This is a genomic window from Stenotrophomonas sp. 22LJNL06-5-1 (genome assembly GCF_056861455.1).
In genome coordinates this window covers 391,094-412,190 of the sequence record NZ_JBSPUE010000003.1, presented here as the reverse complement: position 1 = coordinate 412,190, position 21,097 = coordinate 391,094, and the positions used below count along the sequence as shown (strand labels likewise).

The 21,097-nt window shown below is 67.7% G+C and carries 20 protein-coding genes; 15 read left to right on the top strand and 5 right to left on the bottom strand.

Translation table 11 applies throughout. The features are described from left to right. Positions 1-65: 65 nt before the first annotated feature. Positions 66-908, bottom strand: coding sequence for an archaetidylserine decarboxylase (asd, locus tag AC13GF_RS10225; protein ID WP_483004528.1), 843 nt, complete (start codon positions 906-908; stop codon positions 66-68). Continuing rightward, a complete protein-coding gene (locus AC13GF_RS10220; protein WP_006381470.1) occupies positions 905-1,555 on the bottom strand; it encodes an SCO family protein in 651 nt (216 codons plus the stop codon). Before AC13GF_RS10220 ends, asd begins: the two co-directional genes overlap by 4 nt. 122 nt (positions 1,556-1,677) lie before the next feature. Here AC13GF_RS10220 and prmB point away from each other — a divergent pair, with 122 nt between their 5' ends. From prmB to AC13GF_RS10170, 10 genes are all read left to right on the top strand, one after another. Further along, a complete protein-coding gene (prmB, locus tag AC13GF_RS10215; protein WP_483004527.1) occupies positions 1,678-2,607 on the top strand; it encodes a 50S ribosomal protein L3 N(5)-glutamine methyltransferase in 930 nt (309 codons plus the stop codon). Next, entirely contained in the window at positions 2,604-3,707 is a 1,104-nt protein-coding gene (gene aroC / locus AC13GF_RS10210) for a chorismate synthase (RefSeq protein WP_133050378.1), read from the top strand. The genes prmB and aroC overlap by 4 nt, the downstream gene beginning before the upstream one ends. Continuing rightward, a complete protein-coding gene (locus AC13GF_RS10205; RefSeq protein WP_483004526.1) occupies positions 3,700-4,737 on the top strand; it encodes a 2-hydroxyacid dehydrogenase in 1,038 nt (345 codons plus the stop codon). Before aroC ends, AC13GF_RS10205 begins: the two co-directional genes overlap by 8 nt. Positions 4,738-4,829: 92 nt before the next feature. After that, a complete protein-coding gene (locus AC13GF_RS10200; RefSeq protein WP_012511725.1) occupies positions 4,830-5,858 on the top strand; it encodes an aspartate-semialdehyde dehydrogenase in 1,029 nt (342 codons plus the stop codon). Between the two features lie 148 nt (positions 5,859-6,006). After that, complete coding sequence (locus AC13GF_RS10195) at positions 6,007-8,067, top strand: FimV/HubP family polar landmark protein (protein ID WP_483004525.1); 2,061 nt, start codon at positions 6,007-6,009, stop codon at positions 8,065-8,067. A 26-nt stretch (positions 8,068-8,093) separates the two neighbouring features. After that, the gene (locus tag AC13GF_RS10190) at positions 8,094-8,456 is read left to right on the top strand and encodes a VOC family protein (RefSeq protein ID WP_126930014.1); all 363 of its coding nucleotides are present in this window, start codon (positions 8,094-8,096) and stop codon (positions 8,454-8,456) included. Positions 8,457-8,488: 32 nt separating this feature from the next. Continuing rightward, positions 8,489-9,259 carry a tRNA pseudouridine(38-40) synthase TruA gene (gene truA, locus AC13GF_RS10185; RefSeq protein WP_483004524.1) on the top strand — a complete coding sequence of 257 codons (771 nt, stop codon included), beginning with the start codon at positions 8,489-8,491 and terminating at the stop codon, positions 9,257-9,259. Next, positions 9,256-9,912 (top strand): phosphoribosylanthranilate isomerase, encoded by a 657-nt coding sequence (locus AC13GF_RS10180; protein WP_019660598.1) that lies wholly within the window; start codon positions 9,256-9,258, stop codon positions 9,910-9,912. Before truA ends, AC13GF_RS10180 begins: the two co-directional genes overlap by 4 nt. A gap of 281 nt (positions 9,913-10,193) precedes the next feature. Further along, entirely contained in the window at positions 10,194-10,883 is a 690-nt protein-coding gene (locus AC13GF_RS10175) for a hypothetical protein (protein WP_483004523.1), read from the top strand. A 48-nt stretch (positions 10,884-10,931) separates the two neighbouring features. Further along, the gene (locus AC13GF_RS10170) at positions 10,932-12,788 is read left to right on the top strand and encodes a C40 family peptidase (protein WP_483004522.1); all 1,857 of its coding nucleotides are present in this window, start codon (positions 10,932-10,934) and stop codon (positions 12,786-12,788) included. Positions 12,789-12,836: 48 nt separating this feature from the next. Here the strand turns inward: AC13GF_RS10170 and AC13GF_RS10165 are convergent, their stop codons facing one another. Beyond that, positions 12,837-13,724, bottom strand: coding sequence for a LysR family transcriptional regulator (locus tag AC13GF_RS10165; RefSeq protein WP_483004521.1), 888 nt, complete (start codon positions 13,722-13,724; stop codon positions 12,837-12,839). Between the two features lie 96 nt (positions 13,725-13,820). Here AC13GF_RS10165 and trpB point away from each other — a divergent pair, with 96 nt between their 5' ends. The 5 genes from trpB (at position 13,821) to glmM (ending at position 19,019) form a co-directional block, all read left to right on the top strand. Beyond that, positions 13,821-15,038, top strand: a complete 1,218-nt coding sequence (trpB, locus tag AC13GF_RS10160; RefSeq protein WP_088026659.1) for a tryptophan synthase subunit beta — start codon at positions 13,821-13,823, stop codon at positions 15,036-15,038. After that, on the top strand, positions 15,035-15,712 hold the full coding sequence (locus tag AC13GF_RS10155; RefSeq protein ID WP_010483068.1) for a hypothetical protein: 678 nt from the start codon (positions 15,035-15,037) through the stop codon (positions 15,710-15,712). Before trpB ends, AC13GF_RS10155 begins: the two co-directional genes overlap by 4 nt. Before the next feature lies 1 nt (position 15,713). Next, positions 15,714-16,523 carry a tryptophan synthase subunit alpha gene (gene trpA, locus AC13GF_RS10150; RefSeq protein ID WP_126930020.1) on the top strand — a complete coding sequence of 270 codons (810 nt, stop codon included), beginning with the start codon at positions 15,714-15,716 and terminating at the stop codon, positions 16,521-16,523. 259 nt (positions 16,524-16,782) lie between these two features. After that, complete coding sequence (accD, locus tag AC13GF_RS10145; RefSeq protein ID WP_005410473.1) at positions 16,783-17,658, top strand: acetyl-CoA carboxylase, carboxyltransferase subunit beta; 876 nt, start codon at positions 16,783-16,785, stop codon at positions 17,656-17,658. Next, the gene (glmM, locus tag AC13GF_RS10140; RefSeq protein ID WP_010483073.1) at positions 17,658-19,019 is read left to right on the top strand and encodes a phosphoglucosamine mutase; all 1,362 of its coding nucleotides are present in this window, start codon (positions 17,658-17,660) and stop codon (positions 19,017-19,019) included. Before accD ends, glmM begins: the two co-directional genes overlap by 1 nt. Before the next feature lie 81 nt (positions 19,020-19,100). On the opposite strand, the gene AC13GF_RS10135 is transcribed toward glmM, so the two are convergent. Beyond that, positions 19,101-19,958, bottom strand: a complete 858-nt coding sequence (locus AC13GF_RS10135) for a polysaccharide deacetylase family protein (protein WP_483004520.1) — start codon at positions 19,956-19,958, stop codon at positions 19,101-19,103. Further along, positions 19,951-21,096 carry a glycosyltransferase family 4 protein gene (locus AC13GF_RS10130; protein ID WP_483004519.1) on the bottom strand — a complete coding sequence of 382 codons (1,146 nt, stop codon included), beginning with the start codon at positions 21,094-21,096 and terminating at the stop codon, positions 19,951-19,953. Before AC13GF_RS10130 ends, AC13GF_RS10135 begins: the two co-directional genes overlap by 8 nt. Between the last annotated feature and the right edge of the window lies 1 nt (position 21,097).

The following is a 21,097-nucleotide window of genomic DNA, read 5'->3' as shown; positions in this document are numbered from 1 at the left end:
AAAGGGGACGGAGGGGATTAAGTCGTTTATGCATAAACGACTTAATCCCCTCCGTCCCCTTTTTGTCAGCGCAGCTTCGCCAGCGCCTGGCCCAGCTGCACCGGGCTTTCGGCGCCCAGCTGCTGGGCGAACTCGGCCACGCCCGGCGGCAGCAGCACGATCACGGTCGAACCGTAGTTGAAGCGCGCCATCTCGGCGAAGCGCTCCAGCTGGATGCCCTGGCCGCGGTAGTCCTTGCGGGTGATGCGATCGCCGTAGGCCGGGATCTCTTCGCCGCTCCACACGGTTTCCACGCCCGACACCAGCAGCGCACCGACCATCACGCTGACCATCGGCCCGAAGCTGGTGTCGAAGTGGCAGACCAGGCGCTCGTTGCGCGCGAACAGGCGCGGCACCCCGTTCACCGCAGCCGGGCCGACGCTGAACAGGCGCCCCGGCACGTGCACGGTCTCACGCAGGGTGCCGGTCCACGGCATGTGCACGCGGTGGTAATCGCGCGGCGACAGGTACACGGTGGCGTACAGGCCGTCGTTGTACGGCTTGGCATCTTCGTCGCTGCCCAGCAGCTCGGCTGCGGTGAACGACTGGCCCTTGGCCTGGAAAATGCGGCCGGCCTCGATCCTGCCGAGCTGGCTGATGCGGCCGTCGGCCGGCATCACCAGGCTGCGCGGATCGGCATCGGCCACGCGCGCGCCCGGCTTCAGCGCGCGGGTGAAGAACTGGTTGAAGGTCGCATAGCTGCGCGGGTCCGGGTTGGCCGCTTCGTCCAGGTTGACGTTGAACTTGCGGGTGACGGTGTCGATCAGCCAGCGCGACACGCGCGGATCGTCCGAGTACGCCAGCGAGCGCGCCATCGAAGACAGCAGGCGATGGGGCAGGGCGTACGTCAGGGCGGTGGTGAGGCTCATGGGGCGGTTTTCTCGGTCAGCTTCTGCAGGTCGCGGGCAATGGCCGGCGCATTGAACGGGGGGCGCACCAGGCCGGCAAGGCGGCCCTGCGGGTCGAGCACGGCCAGGCTGGCCGAATGCTCGACGGTGTAATCCTCGGGGTTCTCGTCGAAGTGCTTGCCCGGCACCTTCTGGAACACGAAGCCCAGCGAGGTGGCGAAGCGCTCCAGCGAGGGAACGTCGGCGGTGGCGGCCAGGGTGTCCTTGTGGAAGCCGTGCACGTACTCGCCGAGGCGGGTGGCGCTGTCGCGGTCCGGGTCGACCGAGATGAACAGCACGCGCGGGCGCAGGCTGTCGGGCAAGGCTTCCCACTGGTTCTGCGCGCCGGCCAGCTCGGCCAGGGTGGTCGGGCAGACGTCCGGGCAGAAGGTGAAGCCCAGGAACACCAGGGTCCAGTGGCCCTTCAGCTCACCCGGTATCAGGCGGGTGCCGTCGGACTGGGCCAGATTGAAGTCGGGCAGTTCGCGCGGCTGCGGGTACAGGGTGATCGCTTCGGTGGCCGGGGCATTGGCCGGCGGCTTCGGCGCGAACACCTGCTGGGCGGCCAGCAGGCCGAGACCCGCCGCCAGGGCGATCAGCAGGATGATGCCGGCGTTGCGATTGAACATGGGAGCCCCCGCGCGAAGTGGGCTCCATCATACCGGCTGCGGCCCGATCGTTTCTGCCGCAACGGATGCCGCCGCGGGCGCCAGCCCCTATAATCGGGGGCCACTTTGCCCGCAGTACCGCCATGACCGCTGAAACGGCCGCCGAACTCCACACGATCATCGATCTGATCCGCTACGGCACCAGCCGTTTCAACGAAGCCGGACTGACCTTCGGGCACAGCTACGACAACGCGCTGGATGAGGCCACCCAGCTGGTGCTGCACAGCCTGCACCTGCCGCACGATCTGGGCCCGGCCTATGGCCAGGCGCGCCTGCTGCAGGCGGAGAAGCTGCGCGTGCTGGAGCTGTTCCAGCGTCGCATCGACGAACGCATCCCGGCCGCCTACCTGACCGGTGAGGCCTGGTTCGCCGGCCTGAGCTTCAAGAGCGACAAGCGCGCCCTGGTACCGCGCTCGCCGATCGCTGAACTGATCGAGTGCGGCTTCGAGCCATGGCTGGCCGGCCGTGACGTCAGCCGCGCGCTGGACCTGTGCACCGGTTCGGGCTGCATCGCCATCGCTATGGGTCACTACTACCCGAACTGGGAAGTGGACGGTGTCGACCTGAGCGATGATGCGCTGTCGCTGGCCACCGAGAACAAGGAACGCCTGCAGGCGCACAACGTCACCCTGCTCAAGTCGGACCTGTTCAACGGCCTGACCGGCCGCCACTACGACCTGATCGTCACCAACCCCCCGTACGTCACCAACGACGAGACCGATGCCCTGCCGCAGGAATACTCCTACGAGCCGGAGATGGGCCTGCGTGCCGGTGACGATGGCCTGGACCTGGTGCTGAAGATCCTGCGTGACGCCCCGCTGCACCTGAGCGAAGACGGTCTGCTGATCTGTGAAGTGGGCGAGTCCGAACAGCATCTGGTCAAGCTGCTGCCGGAAGTCGACTTCGCCTGGATCGAATTCAAGGTCGGCCAGATGGGCATCTTCGCGGTCGAATGCCGCGAGCTGATCGCGCACAGCGCGCGCATCACCGAACTGGCGGCGCAGCGCCCGTGAGTTCCAATTCGTTCGGCAAGCTGTTCACCGTCACCACGTTCGGCGAGTCGCACGGGCCGGCCATCGGCTGCGTGATCGATGGCTGCCCGCCGGGGCTGGCGCTGGACGCGGCCGAATTCGCCCACGACCTGCAGCGTCGCGCTACCGGCAAGAGCCGGCACACCTCGGCGCGCCGCGAGGCCGATGAGGTCGAGATCCTGTCGGGCGTGTACGAGGGCCTGACCACCGGCACGCCGATCGCCCTGCTGATCCGCAACACCGACCAGCGCAGCAAGGACTACGCGAACATCGGCCAGCAGTTCCGGCCGGGTCATGCCGACTACAGCTACTGGCACAAGTACGGCATCCGCGACCCGCGCGGTGGTGGCCGTTCCTCGGCGCGCGAGACCACCATGCGCGTGGCTGCCGGCGTGGTTGCCAAGAAGTGGTTGGCCGAACGCTTCGGCGTGACCGTGCGCGGCTACCTGTCGCAGCTGGGCGACATCACCCCGGGCGGTTTCGACTGGTCGGCGGTGGAGGACAACCCGTTCTTCTGGCCGCACGCCGCACAGGTGCCCGAGCTGGAGGCGTACATGGATGCGCTGCGCAAGTCCGGTGATTCGGTCGGTGCGCGCGTGGACGTGGTGGCCGACAACGTACCGCCGGGCTGGGGCGAGCCGATCTACGGCAAGCTTGATGGCGAACTGGCCGCCGCGCTGATGAGCATCAACGCGGTGAAGGGCGTGGAGATCGGCGACGGTTTCGCCAGCGCCGCACAGAAGGGCACCGAACATCGCGACCTGCTGACCCCGCAGGGCTTCGCCAGCAACCATGCCGGCGGCATCCTCGGTGGCATTTCCACTGGCCAGCCGGTGGTCGCCTCGATCGCGTTGAAGCCGACTTCCAGCCTGCGCCTGCCGGGCCCGTCGCTGGACACGGCCGGCAATGTGGTCGAGGTGGTCACCACCGGCCGCCATGATCCCTGCGTCGGCATCCGTGCCACCCCGATCGCCGAGGCGATGGTGGCGATGGTGCTGATGGACCAGGCGCTGCGCCATCGCGCGCAGTGCGGCGATGTCGGCACGATCACCCCGCGCATTCCCGGGCAGATCGATGGCTGACACGCGGCCGACCGTGTGGGTGAGCCAGCCGCTGATCGACGCGGCCATCGCACCGCTGCGCGATCGCGTGCAGCTGCGCGGCACCGACACCGTCACCGCCTGGTCGCCTGACCAGATCGCCGAACAGCTGGCCAGCGCCGACGGCGCGATCATCACCCTCAACGAGCGCATCGGCGCGGCCCAGGTGGCCGATGCCACGCAGCTGCAGGTGATCGCCAATGTCGGTGTCGGCTACAACAACCTGGATGTCGACGCGCTCAGCGCGGCCGGCATCCTGGCCAGCAACACGCCGGACGTCCTGACCGAAACCACCGCCGATCTCGGCTTCGCGCTGCTGATGGCCACCGCGCGCCGCATCACTGAATCCGAGCGCTGGCTGCGCGAAGGCCAGTGGCAGCAGTGGTCGTTCCAGACCATGCTCGGTGCCGACATCCACGGCAGCACGCTGGGCATCCTCGGCATGGGCCGCATCGGCCAGGGTATCGCCCGCCGCGGCGCGCATGGTTTCGGCATGAAGGTGCTGTACCACAACCGCTCACAGCTGCCGGCCGCGACCGAGGCGGAAGTGGGCGCCACCTATGTGGACCTGGACACGCTGCTGGCACAGTCCGATCACCTGCTGCTGGTGCTGCCATATACCCCGGCCTCGCACCACCTGATCGATGCCGCCGCGCTGGCGAAGATGAAGCCGTCGGCAACGCTGGTGAACATCGCCCGCGGTGGCCTGGTCGATGAGATCGCGCTGGCCGATGCGTTGGCCAACGGTCGCCTTGCTGCAGCGGGTCTGGATGTGTACGAAGGCGAGCCGAAGGTGCGCCCGGAGCTGTTGGCACTGCGCAACGTGGTGCTCACTCCGCACATCGGCAGCGCCTCGCTGGCCACGCGCACGGCGATGGTACAGCTGGCCGTGGATAATCTGGTTGCCGGGCTCGGCCTGGACGGCGGCCCGTCGCGCATGCCGAGCGCGATCAACGCTGATGCGGCGATGGCCGCGCGCGTGACTCTGGGCAAAAAAACCGGGAAACGATAGGGAACCTCCGCGCGCCCCGCTTGAGGAGGTTCCCCGAACCCAGCTGTCGTGCGTGTTTTTTCCCCATCCCCGTTTTCGTGAGAGTTTCCCCCATGAGCAATGCACAGCGCAGTTTCCACGTCGCCGTCGTCGGTGCCACCGGCGCCGTCGGCGAGACCATGTTGTCGATCCTGGCCGAGCGTGATTTCCCGGTCGGTACCCTGAGCGTTCTCGCTTCCGAGCGTTCGGCCGGCGGCGAGATCGAGTTCAACGGCCAGAAGGTCAAGGTCCAGGACCTGGCCACCTTTGATCCGAGCGGCGTCGAGATCGCCCTGTTCTCGGCCGGCGGCAGCGTGTCGAAGGAATACGCACCGAAGTTCGCCGCAGCGGGTGCAGTGGTGATCGACAACTCCTCAGCCTTCCGTTACGACGATGACGTGCCGCTGGTGGTGTCCGAGGTCAACCCGGAGCAGGTCGCCAACCGTCCGCGCGGCATCATCGCCAACCCGAACTGCTCGACCATGCAGATGCTGGTGGCGTTGGCGCCGCTGCACCGCAAGTACGGCATCGAGCGTATCAACGTCTCCACCTACCAGTCGGTGTCCGGCGGCGGCCGTTCGGCTACCGAGGAACTGGGCAAGCAGACCGGCCAGCTGCTGAGCTTCCAGGAAATCGATCCGCAGCGCTTCCCGGTGCAGATCGCCTTCAACCTGATCCCGCACATCGACGACTTCCAGGACAACGGCTTCACCAAGGAAGAGATGAAGCTGATCTGGGAAACCCGCAAGATCCTCGGCGACGACAGCATCCTGGTGAACCCGACTGCGGTGCGCGTGCCGGTGTTCTACGGCCACTCCGAGTCGGTGGCGATCGAGACCCGCGACAAGGTCACCGTCGCCGAAGCGCGCGCGCTGCTGGAGCAGTCGCCGGGCATCGAAGTGGTGGACCGTCACGAGGCCGGTGGTTACCCGACCCCGGTCACCCACGCCTCGGGCACCGACGCGGTGTACGTCGGCCGCATCCGCGAGGACCTGTCGCACCCGCGCGGCCTGAACCTGTGGATCGTGTCGGACAACGTGCGCAAGGGCGCGGCGTTGAATGCCGTGCAGCTGGCCGAGCTGGTCGCCGCTGAGCAGCGCTGATCACAGCGGTTGCCTCACCGGTAGTGCCGGCCGCTGGCCGGCATTGCCGTGATGGGGGCGTGCGTGTATGCCGGCCAGCGGCCGGCACTACCGAAGGGCTCCCATCGGTGGGTGCGGACCCCGGTCCGCACGCTTTATAGTGTCGCCCATGAATAAACGGGCCAAGGGCGCAAAGCGCCCGCTCACCTATCTGTCCGCCGCACTGCTTGCCCTGGCCAGCAGTTCGGCGCTCGCCCTGGGGTTGGGCGACATCCGGGTCCTGTCCAAGCCGGGCCAGCCCCTGCTGGCCGAAATCCCCGTGGTCTCGGCGGACCCGTCCGAGCTGGAAAACCTGCGCGTGGCGCTGGCCTCACCGGTCACCTTCGAACGTGTCGGCCTGCAGCGGCCAACCGGACTGGTCAGTGAACTGCAGTTCGAACTGACCCGCGACACGCAGGGCAGGGCGGTGGTGCGCGTCACCTCGCAGGCGCCGGTGGAGACGCCGTCGCTGAGCTTCCTGATCGAGGCCGACTGGGGCCAGGGCCGCCTGGTGCGCGAGTACTCGGCGCTGGTCGATGCGCCACCCAGTGCGTTGGCCGTGGCCGAGCCGGAGATCGTCGCGCCGGCCGGCACGCTCTCCAATACCATCGTGCGCGAACCTGCACCGGCTTCGGCAACGGTGCCGGCGGCAGAGACGCCCACTATGCCGGCACCTGCAGTGGCGCCTGCACCGGCACGCCCGCGTGCGGCCTCCGCGCCGGTCGCTGCACCGGCGGCCGATGGCAGCATCACCGTGCAGCGTGGGCAGACCCTGTCGCAGATCGCCAGTGCGGTGGCACGTGGCAACCAGGTCAGTCGCGATCGCGCGATGATCGCCCTGCTGCGTGCCAATCCCGAAGCCTTCATCCGGGGCAACGTCAACCTGCTCAAGCAGGGTGCGGTGCTGCGCATGCCCGGCAGCGATGCGCTTGCTGCGGTCGACGCTGCCGAAGCGGCGACGCTCGTGCGCGAGCACGCCGCGCAATGGCGGCAGGCGCGTACCGTGCCGCAACCGGCGGGCATGGTCGCACCGGCTGCCAAGGCGGCAGCCACGAATGCTTCTTCCCCGGCTGCAGCCAGTGGGGCACGACTTGAGATCGCTCCGGCGCTGGCGTCCGACGCCGCGCACGCGGGCACAACCACCGGCACTGCTGCCGGCAGCGAGGGTGACATGCTGGGCAACGAACAACTGCGCCAGGCGCGTGAGGACATCGCCACCCGCGATGCCGAGATCGGCGAGCTGAAGCAGCGCGTGGCCGACCTGGAAAAGCTCAAGGAGCAGCAGCAGTCGCTGATCGCGATGAAGGACAACGACCTGGCCGCCGCGCAGCAGCGCCTGGCGCAGGCACCGGATACCCGCGATGCGGCAACGCCGTGGTACTGGCTGGGGCTGCCGGTGTTGCTGTTGGCGGCGGGCGCGGCCTGGCTGCTGCGTCGTCGCAAGCCGTCGCCGCTGCCGCCGCTGCGTGAGGAAGACGATGCCGCCGGCCTCACCGCAGCGGTGCCGGCAGGTGCGGCGCTGGATACGCTGGCCGAGCAGTCCTCGTGGTCGTCGGCTGTTGTCGACAACGGCCGCCAGGAACCGGCGATGCCTGCCTGGGCGACCGAAACCGAAGTACACGACGTGGTGGTCGCCGAACCCGTCGCCGCGCACGCGGTGCGGGCCGACTGGCAGGCCGAAACGCTGCGCGAAGAGGACGCGGTGGCATTGCCCGAAGCGGTGACCGATCTGCCGCGCTGGGACGATTCCGCAACCACCGGTGACGAGGTTGTCGTCGCCGAGCCGCTGCAGGACGAGCGCGTTGTATCGCAGGCGCCGGCCGAAGTGGCGGTGCCGGACTACGCACTGCATGCCGAACAGCAGCCGCAGTTCCGCGGAGTGTTCGATCTGCCGGCCGACGCGCATGAGAACGAGGCTCCGGCGGATACCGCTCATCCCGAAGCCATCGACGGCATCGACCATGGCAGCGTCGAGGCCTCTCATTCGGACGATATCGCGCCGAGCGCGGCCGCGCCTGCCGGCGACGCGGGCTGGTCGCCCCGTGCCGGCCAGGAGCGCCTGGAACTGGCCATTGCCTACCTCGATCTGGGCGACGCGCAGACTGCGCGCACCCTGTTGCTGGAAGTCGCCGAAGGCGGTGACCTGCACAGCCAGGCCCAGGCCCGCGAACTGCTGGCCCGCCTGCCGTGACCGAACCTGCCGACAAGGACCTTGCCATGAGCCGCGAACGCCGCATCGACTACGTTGAATTCGCGTCCAGCGACCCGGCCGCCAGCCGTGCCTTCTTCGAGAAGGTGTTCGACTGGTCGTTCGTCGATTACGGCAGCGACTACACGGCGTTCGACGATGGCCGCCTGCAGGGCGGCTTCTTCCGTGGCCAGCCGCAGCGGGCCAGCGACAGCGGCGCACCGCTGCTGGTGCTGTATGCCGACGCACTGGCACCGGTCGAGGCCGCCGTGCGCGAGGCCGGCGGCGAGATCGTGCGCCCGGTGTTTTCCTTCCCCGGTGGCAGCCGCTTCCAGTTCGTCGAGCCCGGTGGCAACGAACTGGCGGTCTGGTCCGAACGCGATCCGGCCTGAGCGCCGCCCCATCCGCAACATCGAGGTAGCACATGCGTTATGCGCTTGGCGTCGAGTACGACGGCAGCGATTTCAGGGGCTGGCAGAACCTGGGCGAGGGTGGTCCCAGCGTGCAGGCCAGCCTCGAGCAGGCCCTGTCATCGGTGGCTGATGCGCCGCTGCAGGTGGTCTGCGCCGGCCGCACCGATGCCGGCGTGCATGGCCAGTGCCAGGTCGTGCATTTCGATACCGACGTGGTGCGCGATCCGCGCGCCTGGATGCTCGGCACCACCACCCGCCTGCCGCGCTCGATCGCGGTGCGCTGGTGCGTGCCGGTGACCGATGATTTCCACGCCCGCTTCTCCGCACGTGCACGCCGCTACCGCTATCGGCTGCTCAACCGCGAGGTACGGCCGGCGCTGGACCGGCAGACCCTGAGCTGGGAGCGCCGGGCGCTGGACGAGACCCTGATGCACGTTGCCGGCCAGGCCCTGCTTGGCGAGAACGACTTCAGCGCGTTCCGTTCGGTGCAGTGCCAGGCGCTGCATGCGCGGCGTGAACTGCAGTCGTTGCAGGTCAGCCGCCATGGCGAAGTGATCGAAGTCGCAGTACGTGGCAATGCATTTCTTCATCACATGGTCCGCAATATCGTCGGATCGTTGATCCTGGTGGGCAGCGGCGAAAAACCGGTGGAATGGATCGCCGAACTGCTGGCCGGGCGCGACCGCACCGTAGCTGGTCCCACCGCACCGCCGCAGGGCCTGGTGTTCCTTGGGCCCCTGTACCCCGACAACTGGCATCTGCCCGCCGAGGTCACGCTATGAGCCGTTCCTACTACCGTACGCGCATCAAGTTCTGTGGAATGACCCGTGCCGGCGACGTCCGCCTGGCCGGTGAGCTGGGCGTGGACGCAGTGGGTTTCATCTTTGCCCGCGAGAGCAGCCGCCGGGTCGCGCCGGCCGAGGCCCGCGCGATGCGCCAGGCGATCGCGCCGATGGTCGATGTGGTGGCGCTGTTCCGCAACAACAGCAAGGAAGAGGTGCGCGAGGTGCTGCGTACGGTGCGGCCGACCCTGCTGCAGTTCCACGGCGAGGAAGACGAGAGCTTCTGCCGCAGCTTCAACATGCCGTACCTGAAGGCGATCGCCATGGGCGGCCGTGAAGAGGTCAACGCCCGCACCCTGCAGCTGCGCTACCCCAGCGCTGCCGGCTTCCTGTTCGACAGCCATGCGCCGGGTGGTGGCGGCGGCACCGGCGTGGCCTTCGACTGGGGCCGCGTTCCGACCGGGTTGCACCGGCCGTTCCTGCTGGCTGGCGGCCTGAACCCGGAAAACGTGTACGACGCCGTGCTGGCGACGCTGCCCTGGGGCGTGGACGTCTCCAGCGGCATCGAACTGGAGCCGGGCATCAAGGACGGCTACAAGATGCGCACCTTCGTCGAGGAAGTGCGTCGCGCGGATTGCACCGTTCTGGAGTGATCCGCGCCCCCTGAGGGGGCACCCGGAACGTCATCGTCGACGGTGCATTCTGCCGGGTCTGTGTTCTTGCCTGTCGCGTGCCGTGCCATGAAGGCGGGCGTCTGCTGAATGCGATGAGCATCTCACTTTCGGGTGATTCAGGTTCCAGCGCCAAAAAGTCGACACCCCCCGAACATCTGATCGGACACAATGCGCCCAGCCTGACTTGGCTGGGTGCGATGCCGTGTGCGTGTCGCTGGCCGCGCCCCTGAGATACGCCTTACCTTTCGAACGAGGACGCAATGGATATGCCCCATCTCTCTTCCCCCCGTATCCGCCTGGCCCGCCTGACGGTCGTGCCCGGCCTGCTGCTTGCCTTGGGCGCGTGTGCGGCCGGTGACTCGACCGCCCCGACTGCATCGGCACCGGCCGCTGCCACACCGGCAGCCGCACCCGCCACAGCACCGGCCACGGTTCCGGCGGAAGCGCCGGCTGCCGACGGCCTGGCGGCGCTGATCCAGGCCAGTGGCGTGAAATGCAGCAACGCCAGTACGGGCAGCGGCTGCACGGCCGGCGATGTGGACAGCGGTGATTTCTACGATGTCGAACTGTCGCCGGACTGTGGTGACCAGGGCTTCTTCGCGGGCGTAGCCGATGCCAAGGGCGTGGAGACGTTGAATGCGGTGCCATCCACCGGCAGCAAGGCCAGCGTGACCGCGAAGCTGTCGAAGGGGCAGCTGGTCTGCGTGCAGGGTATCGGGCGTACCGGACAGAATCCGCTGTTCTATTACGTCGTTGCGGTTCCCGCAGCAACGGTCGGCAAGTGCAAGGGCAACACGTTGTGTGACACCTATGGCGACAGGCCGATCACTGGCCTGGCGAGCACGGGGCGCGAGGCCTGCCATGCGGCGGCGCCGGGACGTTACGCCGGGAACTGCGCACAGGGCTGGGTCAGTGCGGACGTGCTCGACGTGTTTTCCAACGGAATGTAACCACCGCCAGGGGAGCGGTCCAATCAACCACTGGCAAAGGAACAGCTCATGTCGGATCCAAAAATCACCCGGCTGGTCAGCAGCGTAGGTACCACGCGCACGCTGGAAATGGACGATGGCAGTGTCATCGAACGATCAGGTGGCAGCGTCTCGTGGCGCAACAACAATCCTGGCAATCTGAAGTTTGAATTCGCCGGCAGCGCGGACAAGACGGTGACCAATCCCCGTACCCGCGAGCAGGCGCTGGAATCGGCGCAGGGGCGCTACAAGGGCGTGGTCGATCTCGACCAATGGGGCAACGCGGTTTTCGAAAGCTATGAAGCCGGCCGGGTGGCGAAGATCCAGCTGCTCGAACGCCGCTTCGGCGACAAGACCGTGGAAGAAATGCTGCCGAGCTACTCCACGAAGGATTACAGCGGCACCACCCACCACAAGGAGCAGGCCGCCACCATCTATGCCGAAGGCGATCGCCAGGGTGTCGACCTGCGCTCGAAAACCGTCGGCCAGATGAGCGTGCGCGAGCGTGAGGTGCTGGCCGACGGCATCCGCCGTTTCGAGGGCTGGCAGCCAGGTGAGGTTGCCACGCAGCAGCCACCCACGCGCACACAGGCGGCCGCGCCCGTGCAGACCCAGACCCAACCGCAGGTACAGACGCCTTCGGCATCTGCGCCCGCGACGGCACAGGCTTCGGCTGCAGTCGGCAGTGCCGCGCTCTACAACGAGGCCTATCAGCATTTCATGGCCTCAGGCCGCCAGTACGAATACGGGCGCCCGGACCATCCGCGCCCCGGTCGCGACAGCAGCCGGCTGGAGCGTGACCTCGATGGTGACGGACGCTTCGGCGTGGATTGCTCGGCATTCGTATGGCGCGGCCTGAAAAACGCGGGTTACGACGTGCGTGGCGAGAACGCTGCGGGGTTCACTACCTCGACGCTGTTCAATGGGGCGAACACCACCGCTTACGCTCGCGAGCATTTCGATGTGACCTCGGCTGCCGAAGCACGCAAGCCGAACGGATCGCTGAAGCAGGGCGACATCCTGATGTTCTCCTCGTCGCAGGGCCAGCATGTCGGTATTTTCAAAGGCTACGACGCGCAGGGAAACATCCAGTTCATCGGTTCGCAGGGAAGCACCGGGCCGGCCGAAGTCACTATCCGGCCGGGCGGTTACTGGGATGGCGGAAGCACCCGCATCGTTGGTGCGCTGACACCGAAACCGGAATTCCAGGTGCGCGCGCCGCTGCATGGCAATGGCGAACCTGCGCTGTCCCGGCCTGCCGCCGCCGTGCAGCCGGCTGCATCACACGCGGCAGCCAGCGAGGTGATGAAGCAGGGGCAGCGTGGCGCCGACGTGCAGGCGTTGCAGCAGACCCTCAACCAGCTCGGTGTGCGTGATGCGCAGGGCCATCGGTTGTCAGAGGATGGCCGTTTTGGTGACCACACCCGCGAGGCGGTGATCGCGTTGCAGAAACAGCAGGGGCTGGTGGCCGATGGAATTGTCGGTCGCCAGACCGCTGCCGCATTGGCGGCGGGCCGTGCGCCGGGCCATGAACCTGCAGCGGCTGCACCGAAGGGGCCGTCGCTGAACGATGCATCGCATCCGGACCACGCACTGCACAACGCCGTCCGCAGCAAGCTTCCCAGCGTGTTTTCCGAAGAGGCTGCAGCCAATATCACCCTGCATGCAAAGCAGAACGGTATCGACGCGGCCGACAAGCTGCAGAGCATCACGGTGCAGGATGGCAAGGCGTTCGTGATGGGCACGACGCCGGGCTTCCGCACCGCCGTCGATCTGGCCCAGGCACCGCCGCCGCTGGAGCAGACCAGTGCCAAGCTGCTGGCAGAACCGCCGCACCAGCAGCAGGTGCATGAGGAGCAGCAGCGGGTCGCGATGGGCGGTCGCTGAGGCTTGTGTTGCCGGCTCCGGGGGGCGAACGCCACCCGGGGCCTTGTCTCATCGCAGCTGTGCTGCTGCCCAGTCGGCCAGGGCGTCCACCCGTGCATCGGCCGGGCCATCCGGCCGCGCCAGCACCCAGAAGCCGCCGGTGGCGGTAAATCCCCACGGTGCGACCAGCCGGCCTGCTGCCAGATCTTCGGCCACCAGCGGCTCCGGCGCGATCGCCGGGCCCAGCCCGGCGACTGCCGCCTCCAGCAGGTAATACAGGTGTTCGAAGGCGGTGCCCAGCTGCAGCTTCGAGGTGTCCAGATCATGCGCCTGCGCCCACGCCGGCCACGCCTGTGGCCGTGAGCTGGTGTGCAACAGCGTCTCCTGCAGCAGTGCCGAGGGCGGTACATGGCGCAGGCGCTGCGCCGCCGGATGCGAGGGCGCCACCACCACGCCGACCCGTTCCGGCGCCAGCTCCCGCACCTGCCAGCCCCGGGGCCACGGACCCTGTGCCAGCAGCAGCACGGCATCCAGCGCCGCCTGCGCTTCGGTGAAACTGCCATCCAGCGCCGACCACTGCAGGCGCACGCCGGGCAGGGCGGCCTGCAGCACGGGCAGGCGCGGAATCATCCAGCGCGCCAGTACGCTGCCGCTGCAGCCCAGCACCAGTGCTGGGGAGGCCGCCGGCCGGCGCAGCTCGCGCACGCAGTCTTCGATCCCGCCGAAGGCCTCGCTGCACGCTGCCTGCAGGCGGGTGCCCGCAGCGGTCAGGCGCAGCCCGCGGCCGGCACGCTGGAACAGTGCCAGGCCCAGATGATCCTCCAGCAGCTTCAGTTGCCGGCTGACCGCGCCGTGGGTGACGTGCAGGTCCTGTGCGGCGCGCCCAACGCCGCCAAGGCGGGCAGTGGCTTCGAACGCGCGCAGCGCATTGAGGGGAGGCAGCAGGGAACGGATCATGTGAGATTTCCTGACGATATGCGCCAGATAATATCCATTTTCCGGTCACGACCCGTGCGCTAGAGTATCCACCTGTCTGAATCATCGGTCGTATCCATGTCTGCCTCCCCCATTGCCGACTACCACGCCTTCCCGGATGCCCAGGGCCACTTCGGCCGCTACGGCGGCAGCTTCGTTGCCGAAACCCTGGTCGGCCCGCTGCAGGAACTGGCCCAGGCCTATGACCAGGCCCGCCAAGACCCCGAATTCCAGGCCGCCTATGACCGCGATCTGGCGCACTACGTGGGCCGGCCGAGCCCGATCTATCACGCCCAGCGCCTGAGCGATCACGTCGGCGGCGCGCAGATCCTGCTCAAGCGCGAGGACCTGAACCACACTGGCGCGCACAAGATCAACAACACCATCGGCCAGGCGCTGCTGGCCGCGCGCATGGGCAAGAAGCGCATCATCGCCGAGACCGGTGCCGGCCAGCATGGCGTGGCCAGTGCGACGGTTGCTGCGCGCCTGGGCCTGGAATGCGTGGTGTACATGGGTGCCACCGACATCGAGCGGCAGAAGATCAACGTTTACCGCATGAAGCTGCTGGGCGCGACGGTGGTACCGGTCACTTCCGGCTCGGCCACCCTGAAGGACGCGCTCAACGAAGCGATGCGCGACTGGGTGACCAACGTGCAGGACACCTTCTACATCATCGGCACCGTGGCCGGACCGGATCCGTACCCGCGCATGGTTCGTGACTTCAATGCCATCGTCGGCCGCGAAGCGCGTGAGCAGATGCTGGCCGAGTACGGTCGCCTGCCGGATGCGATCACCGCCTGCGTCGGCGGCGGCAGCAATGCCATCGGCCTGTTCCATGCCTTCCTCAACGATCGCCAGGTCGAGATCGTCGGCGCCGAAGCCGCCGGTGATGGCATCAGCACCGGTCGCCATGCCGCCTCCATCGCGGCGGGTCGCCCCGGCGTGCTGCACGGCAACCGTACCTATGTGCTGTGCGACGACGACGGCCAGATCATCGAGACCCACTCGGTGTCGGCCGGCCTGGACTACCCGGGCGTCGGCCCGGAGCACGCGTTCCTGGCCGATACCGGTCGCGCACGGTACCTCGGCATCACCGACGAGGAAGCCCTGCAGGCTTTCCACCTGCTGGCGCATACCGAAGGCATCCTGCCGGCACTGGAGTCCAGCCATGCGTTGGCGCAGGCGATCAAGCTGGCGCGCGGTCGTCCGCGTGACCAGATCGTCCTCTGCAATCTGTCCGGCCGTGGCGACAAGGACGTGCACACCATCGCCGCGCGCGAAGGGCTGGTGCTGTGAGCGCGCTGCTGCGGAACAGTGGCGTGCTGCTGCTGGCACTGGGCCTGGCCGCGTGCCAGCCGCCGGAGCCGCCGGTGCTGGCACCGGCCGCCAAGGCCACCACGCAGCCTGTGCAGCAGGCCGCCAATGATGATCTTGACCCGATGGCGCGTACGCCCATTGTCGATGCCCCCTCCGAAGAAGGGACGAGCGGCGATGACGCGCCCGCGGTGGCTTCGGTGGCGCTGGATCATGCCGGTGACGTGCTGGTTGGCCAGCACATGACCGACCTGAAGGCGCTGGGTCCCTGGAAGGCGCAGGGCGCGAAGGAGTTCTTCGAAGGCGACTGCGAGTACTACGACGGCAAGGGGCTGCCGCCGGGCGTGTCGATGATGACCGACGACGACCGCGTGGTCCGTTTTGATCTGAAGCCGGGCGATGAGCCGGAACTGCCGGTTGAACAGCCGGGGCCGTTCGGCCTGCGCATCGGCATGACCCGTGCCCAGGCCATGGCCCAGTTCCCGAAACCGCCGGTGTCCAGCCCACATGCCTACGACGGTGACCAGGGCGAGTACCTCACCTGGCAGGACCCGGGTTCGGACCTGGGCATCCGCCTGGAACTGTTTGAAGGGAAGGTCACCCGGATGTACTGGGGGACCAGCGATGCGATTGAACTGATTGAAGGATGTGCCTGAGATGCCTGTATCCCGACTCGATGCCTGTTTCCAGCGACTGCGTGAGCAGCAGCGCAAGGCGCTGATTCCCTTCATCACTGCCGGTGATCCCTCGCTGGAGGCCACCGTGCCGGTCATGCACGCGCTGGTCGATGCCGGTGCCGACGTGATCGAACTGGGCGTGCCGTTTTCCGACCCGATGGCCGACGGTCCGACCATCCAGCGCAGCTCCGAGCGCGCGCTGGCTCGCGGGGCGGGCAGCCGCTACGTGCTGCAGGCCGTGGCGCAGTTCCGCGAGCGTGACGCGCAGACGCCGGTGGTGTTGATGGGCTACCTGAATCCGGTGGAGATCCATGGCTACGCGGCCTTCGCAACGGCAGCGGTGGAGGCAGGTGTGGACGGCGTTCTGCTGGTCGACCTGCCACCGGAAGAAGCCGGCGAAGCGCAGCAGGCCTTTGATGCAGCGGGCCTGGCACTGGTCCTGCTGGCGTCGCCGACCACCAGTGAAGCGCGGGCCGACAAGCTGCTGGCACTGGCCCGTGGCTACCTCTACTACGTCAGCTTTGCCGGTGTCACCGGCGCGTCCGAGCGGCTGGACAGTGATGCCGCCAGCGCCCGCCTGCAGGCCCTGCGCGCGCGCGCTTCGGTGCCGGTGGTGGCCGGCTTCGGCATCAAGGATGCCGCCAGTGCGGCGGCGATGGCGCGCCAGGCCGATGGCGTGGTGGTCGGCAGTGCACTGGTGGCGGTGCTGGCCGAAGCGGGCTCGGCTGAAGAGGCCGCGCAGCGTGCTGGAGCCTTCCTGGCCCCGCTAAGGCAGGCGCTGGACGCGTAACGGTCGTGCCGGCCGCTGGCCGGCATCTTCCTGACGGCCACATGCAAGGGCTGCCGGCCAGCGGCCGGCACTACCCATGGGGCTGCACGTAGGGGTTGCCGGCCAGCGGCCGGCATGACCCAGCACCTAAACGTACGTCCCAGCATGGTTTTTTCCGGCTGCCCCGTGGCCGGCAAGGGGGTGCACGGGCGGGGAAAGCGGAGCTAGACTGTCCGCCTTTGCGGCCCTTGGGCCGCCCTGAACGGAAGTGTCCTCCCGCATGAGTTGGCTCAGCAAGTTGATGCCGTCCGGCATCCGCACCGACAACACCCCCAGCAAGAAGCGCAGTGTCCCCGAGGGCCTGTGGGAAAAGTGCAGCAACTGCGGCAGCGCGTTGTACCGTCCGGAACTGGAAGAGAATCTGGAGGTCTGCCCGAAGTGCGGCCACCACATGGCGATCCGTGCGCGTGCGCGCCTGGCCGCCCTGTTCGACGCCGACAGCACCACCGAGATCGGTGCGCGCCTGGGGCCGACCGACCTGCTCAAGTTCAAGGACCAGAAGAAGTACAGCGAGCGCATCAAGATCGCGCAGAAGAACACCGGCGAATATGACGCGCTGATCGCCATGCGCGGCCTGCTCAAGGGCCGTGCGCTGGTCGCCTCGTCGTTCGACTTCGCCTTCATGGGGGGCTCGATGGGCTCGGTGGTGGGTGAGCGTTTCGCGCTGGCCGCCGAAACCGCGGTCGAGATCGGTGCCCCGTACGTGTGCTTCTCGCAGAGTGGCGGCGCGCGCATGCAGGAAGGCCTGTTCTCGCTGATGCAGATGGCCAAGACCTCGGCCGCGCTGGGCAAGCTGCGTGAAGCCGGCCTGCCGTACATCTCGGTGCTGACCCATCCGACCACCGGTGGCGTGTCGGCCTCGTTCGCGATGCTGGGCGACATCAACATCGCCGAACCGCAGGCGCTGATCGGCTTCGCCGGCCCGCGCGTGATCGAGCAGACCGTGCGCGAGAAGCTGCCGGAAGGCTTCCAGCGTTCGGAGTTCCTGCTGGAGCACGGTGCCATCGATCAGATCTGTGACCGCCGCGAAATGCGCGACCGCCTGTCCGATCTGCTGGCGATGCTGGGCCGTCAGCCGGCGCCGGAGGTGGCTTGATGGGAGGCCGCAAGTACTTCGGTACTGATGGCATCCGTGGACGCGTCGGCCAGGGCGTGATCTCGGCCGACTTCGTGCTGCGCCTGGGCAACGCCCTGGGCCGTGTCCTGGTCGCCCAGCGCGGCCAGGACGGGCGCCGGCCGATCGTGGTGATCGGCAAGGACACCCGCATTTCCGGTTACATGTTCGAAGCGGCGCTGGAAGCCGGGCTGGTGGCCGCAGGTGCCGACGTGCAGCTGCTCGGCCCGATGCCGACCCCGGCGGTGGCGTTCCTGACCCGTACGCTGGGCGTGGACGCCGGCATCGTCATCAGCGCCTCGCACAACCCGCACTACGACAACGGCATCAAGTTCTTCTCCGCCCAGGGCGAGAAGCTCGACGATGCCACCGAGCTGGCCCTGGAAGCAGCGCTGGACATTCCGTTCACCACCGCCGAATCGGAGAAGCTGGGCAAGGCGTCGCGCGCGCGCGAAGCGGTCGGCCGCTACATCGAGTTCTGCAAGGCCAGCGTGCCGCGCGCGTTCGACCTGCGTGGCGTGCGCCTGGTGCTGGATTGCGCACACGGCGCCACCTACCAGATCGCACCGCTGCTGTTCCGCGAACTGGGTGCCGAAGTGATCGGCATCGGCGCCGAGCCGAATGGCGTCAACATCAACGCAGGCGTGGGCTCCACCCATATCGACAACCTGGCGGCCAAGGTCCGCGAGACCCGCGCCGATCTCGGCATCGCCTTCGATGGTGATGGCGACCGTGTGCTGATGGCCGACGACCAGGGCAACCCGGTCGACGGCGATGACCTGCTGTACATCCTGGCCCGCGCCTGGAAGGACGAAGGCCGCCTGCGCGGCCCGGTGGTCGGCACGCTGATGAGCAACTATGGCGTGGAGAAGGCCTTCGCTGATCTGCAGATCCCGTTCGTGCGCAGCAACGTCGGTGACCGCTACGTGCACCAGGCATTGGTCGAAGGCGGCGGCGTACTCGGTGGTGAAGCCTCGGGCCATCTGCTGTGCCTGGACCGGGCCACCACCGGTGATGGCATCGTCAGTGCCCTGCAGGTGCTGGTCGCGCTGCGCAACAGTGGGCAGACCCTGCGCCAGGCACTGAAGGGCCTGGTACGGGTGCCGCAGAAGACCGTCAACGTGCGCCTGGGCAATGTCTCGGCCAAGGCCACGGTGCAGTCCGAAAGCGTGCAGTCCGCGCTGGCTGTGGCGCAGCAGGCCGTCGCCGGCCGTGGCCGCGCGTTCCTGCGTCCGTCCGGTACCGAGCCGGTGGTGCGGGTCACCGTGGAAGCCGATGACGCCACGCTGATGCAGCAGACGCTGGACCGCTTGTCCGCTGCGGTGCGTGAAGCCGCCAGCTGAGGAGGCTGCACATCCGTACAAAGAAAACGCCCCGGAATTCCGGGGCGTTTTCTTTTGCGGCGGCCCAGGTGGATGGCGTGCTCAGGGCCCCGGCACCATCTTCTTCTGGCGCGCCTTGAACCCATTGAACAGCGGCGCGATCAGCGGGTTGTAACTCAGGCGGATGCGCTTGCGCAGCCAGTTGGCCGGACGGTTGCGGATCGCGAAACGATAGATGCGTTCCGGGTCGCCACCGATCACGTTGCGACCGAACGGGTGGGTGGTGTGGAGGTAGCGGAAGCCCTGCTCGCGCGCCACTTCGATGTGATCCTGGTCGAAATCACCGTACGGCCAGCACAGCGTATCGGACACCTCGCCGAGCTTGTCCTGCAGGACTTCGCGCGAGATCGCCAGATCCCGGCTGAGGCCTGCGCGGCGCTGCGCACGGTCCAGATCGTCGCGGCGCAGCCAGCGGGTGTGGGTATGGGTGTGGCAATGCACTTCGAAGGTGCCGGCGGCGATGGCCGCACGCGCTTCGCTCCAGCGCATCATCACATCGTCACTGCGGCCCTGCTCGTAGATCGCCGCTTCGCAGCCACGATGGTCCGGCGTCGACGGCAGCGTCGCTCCGGCAATGCCGGCGTGCGGACGTTCCGGGCCTTCGCCCATCCAGCCGGTGACCACGAACACCACCGCATGCATCCCGTACTTCTGCAGGATCGGATGGGCATACACCCAGTTGTCGAGGTAGCCATCATCAAAGGTGATGACGATCGACTTGCGCGGCACCGGCTTGCCGGCCAGGAAGCCGGCGTACTGGTCCAGCGTCAGTGAGGTCCAGCCATTGCCTGCCAGCCACGCGATCTGGCTTTCGAAGTTTTCCGGCGACACGGTGATCATGCCTGGCGAGGGGCTGACATGGTGGTGCATCAGCACCGGAACGGTTCGCGCATCAGCCATGTCCCAGCTCCTTCAGCCACTGGTGGTAGTAGTGTTCGGTGGCTTCACCGTGGCCGTCCGGCGTGAAGCGGTGTGCGCCGTGCATCCAGTCCCAGCCAGCGCGGCCCATCTGCCGCCGCCGTTCCGGGTCGTCCACCAGCAGGCGCAATGCACCTGTCAGGGCGGCATTGTCACCCAAACGGGTGAGGATCGCATTGCTGCCATCGACCACCATCTCCGGCACGCCACCCACCCGCGTGGCCACGATCGGTACGCCCACATAAGCCGCTTCCAGGAACACGGTGCCGGCTGCTTCCTTGTGCGAGGCCAGTGCGAAGATGTCGAAGCCGGCCATCAGCCGGCAGGCCCCATCGCGGTAGCCGAGCAGGTGCACCTGGCGCTGCAGCCCGTGCTCGGCGCACATCGCCTGCAGTCGTTCCGTCACGGCCTGGCCATCGCCGACGATCACCAGGTGCAGGTCCGGGTTGGACTTGCACAGCGGCACCATCGCCTGCAGCAGGTCGGCATGGCCCTTGGGCTCGCGCAGCACCGCCACGCAGCCGACCACGATGTCCTGTTCGCCGAAACCGAGCTCGGCACGCACTTGCGCGCGCACCTCCTGCAGGCACTGCCAGGGATCGGCCCTGCGGATCTCGCTCCAGCGCGGCGGAACCGCGATCGGCGGCACGATGCCGATGCGCTCGGCCGGAATGCCACGGTCGGCCAGCAGCTGCTTGACGAAGCTGCTGACGGTCAACACCCGGTGCGGAAGGCTGGTATAGGTCAGCAGCGAATTGACCGGGCTCATCAGATGGCGCGAGCGCACCACCAGCGGCGTGCCGCCCAGGCGTGCACCGGTGGCGGCGATCAGCGCATCACGGCGGCTGGTGGTGTTGACCACGTCGTAGTGTTCGCGGCGCACCAGTCGCGATACCGACCACACGCCGCGCAGCAGGCGCGCCAGGCCTCCCATGCGCAGCGTATGCACGGTGAAACCGTCGTCGCGTGCCAGTGTGGCCAGGCGCGCATCGGGCTGGCACAGCAACGACACCTCATGGCCACGCGCGCGCATCACCTGCATGTGCCGGAAGATGTAGATCTCCTGCCCACCCATTCCCTTGGCGGCTTCGGTGTGCAGGATGCGCAGCGGACGGTTCATG